Genomic DNA, 2359 nt, shown 5'->3' with positions numbered 1-2359 from the left:
AGCAGCGTTCCGGAATCGCCGAGCTTCGACCGCGCCGCGGCGCAGGCCAGCGGCGGCACGCTGGATGTGCTGCGCGCGCATTGGCGCCTTGCGATTTATGCGATCATCCTGATGACGGCCTTCAATTTCTTCAGCCACGGCACGCAGGACATCTATCCGACGTTCCTGCAGGTGCAGCACAAGCTCGAGCCCCACACCGTCAGCCTGATCGCGGTCGTCTACAACATCGGCGCCATCTGCGGCGGCATCCTGTTCGGCTCCCTGTCCGAAGTTTTCGGACGGCGCCGCTGCATCGTCATTGCCTCGCTCCTCTCGATCGTGGTCATCCCGTTATGGGCGTTCTCCGAGAGCGTCGTCCTGCTCGCGGTCGGCGCGTTCTTCATGCAATTCATGGTGCAGGGCGCCTGGGGCGTCGTCCCGGTCCATCTCAACGAGCTGTCGCCGGGCAGCGCGCGCGGCACATTCCCCGGCGTGGTCTACCAGCTCGGCAACCTCTTGGCCTCGGTGAATGCGACGCTGCAGGCCGCCATCGCCGCGCATCTCGGCGGCAATTACAGCATAGCCCTTGCCGCGGTCGCGGGAACGGTGGCGGTCGTCATTGCGGTGCTGACGATGCTCGGGGAAGAGGCGAAGGGCGTTGATTTCGCGACGGTCAAGGTCCCGCCACGCGACGTCAGCGAGCCCGCTTCGCTGCGGGCCTGAGGTCCCGCTCCCAGCCGAACACGGACCGTCCGCCGAGCTCGGGCGAGGCTTCGCGCTCGGAGGCGATGAAGGAATCGACCGACGGCCCGTGCACGGCGCCCTCGAGCCGGCGCGCCTGGTCGTCGAGCCGCTTCAATGCCTGCATCTCCTCGTCGCGGCCGAGCTTCGCGCCCTCTACCGCCGATTTCAGCACGCGGATGGTCTCGTCATAGACCTTGATCGGCACCGGAAAGGGATGCCGGTCCTTGCCACCATGGGCGAGCGAGAACCGCGCCGGATCCTGGAAACGATAGGGCGCACCGTGCACGATCTCCGCCACCATCGCGAGCGAGCGCACGGTGCGGGCGCCCACGCCGGGCGTCAGCAGGAGCGCCGGAAAATCGACCGGCCCGCGCTCGGCCGCGGCTGCCAGCGTGCCGTGCAGGCGACGGGCGAACACGTCCTTCGGCCGCACGTCGTGATGCGCGGGCATGATGAGATGCGGCAACATGGCCTGCGCCGGCGCCTCGCCGTTCAACGCCGCGAGCTCGGCAACGATGCGGTCCGGACCGAGCTCGTCCAGCAGGTCGAGCTGTGCCGTGCGCGACGCGCCCGCCCGATGATCGGCGAGGTTGACGATCTCGCCTTGAACGGGGCCGTCGATGGCGCTGTGCGGCGCGTCGACGAAGTCGCGCGCGGTTTCCGAATGCCAGTGATAGCGCCGCGCCTGCCGCTGGTCCCCGTTCATGCCCTGCTGCACCACCGTCCATTTGCCGTCGTCGGCGACGAAGAAACCGTGCAGATAGAGGTCGAATCCGTCCTGCACCGCTGCGCTGTCGACCTTCGCGACCAGCCGGCTGGCGCGTGTCAGCTTTTCGGCGTCGAAGCCGATGCGTTCGCCCAGCGCCATCAGCTCATCCGGCGTCCTGCGCGAATGCTGGCCGCGACCCCCGCAGACATGGATGCCGAGCTCGTCCTGCAACGGCCCAAGGCCGCGCTTCAAGGCGCCGATCACGCTCGTGGTGATGCCGGAAGAGTGCCAGTCCATGCCCATCACACAGCCGAACGACTGGAACCAGAACGGATGCGCGAGCCGCGCGAGGTAATCGTCGCGGCCGTAATGGTGCACGATCGCCTGGGTGATGATCGCGCCAAGCTCGGCCATGCGGGTACCGAGCCAATGCGGAACGCGTCCGCCATGGAGAGGAAGGTCGGCGCTGCCGGTACGTCTTGCCATGGTGCATCTATAGCCGAATCGACGGGCCGTGTCGCGCCACTACGCCGGTGCGTAGGGTGGGCTAACTAAGCGGCCACGTGCACCGAAGCGTGCCACGCAAAGGCAGGAGCGTGCCCACCATTCAAGACGAGACTGTCGAGAGAATGGTGGGCACGGCGCTCCGCGCGATGCGAAGCATCGTCGCGTACGCGCCTTAGTCGTACTAAGTCACCTGTGTGGTGCTCTCGTTGAAATTCTTGAGCTTTTTGGAACGACCATATTTGCACAAAGACGAGTCGATTCAATGGCTTGAGTCTTCTTGTGACTCAGTACGATTAGCCCACCCTACGATCACTTCTGCTACTCCGCCGCCTGCGAGAAGCTCGGCTTCTCCTTGTCCTTTTCTTCCTCGAACGGCTTGATCTGGCGCGGCTGACCCATCAGCACGGGCTGGAACAGCAC

General features: G+C 65.7%; 2 protein-coding genes. One reads left to right on the top strand and one right to left on the bottom strand.

Going from position 1 to position 2359, the window contains the following annotated elements; genetic code table 11:
- The coding region (locus JOY90_RS38465) for an MFS transporter (RefSeq protein WP_291696302.1) at nt 1-702 on the top strand (702 nt) is incomplete at its 5' end.
- Here the strand turns inward: JOY90_RS38465 and JOY90_RS38460 are convergent.
- Nucleotides 674-1918: a DUF763 domain-containing protein gene (locus JOY90_RS38460; protein ID WP_291696301.1), complete on the bottom strand. Its 1245-nt coding sequence runs from the start codon at nt 1916-1918 to the stop codon at nt 674-676. The genes JOY90_RS38465 and JOY90_RS38460 overlap by 29 nt on opposite strands.
- Nucleotides 1919-2359: the final 441 nt, after the last annotated feature.

Source organism: Bradyrhizobium sp. (genome assembly GCF_019242285.1).
In the GTDB taxonomy this organism is placed as follows: domain Bacteria; phylum Pseudomonadota; class Alphaproteobacteria; order Rhizobiales; family Xanthobacteraceae; genus Bradyrhizobium.
Note: the sequence above shows the minus strand (reverse complement) of the source record. Positions and strands in the feature narration are given on the sequence as shown.

Excerpts from the sequence above, each read along its gene's own strand:
- JOY90_RS38460 (WP_291696301.1), bottom strand. The coding sequence starts at position 1,918 with ATGGCAAGACGTACCGGCAGCGCCGACCTTCCTCTCCATGGCGGACGC.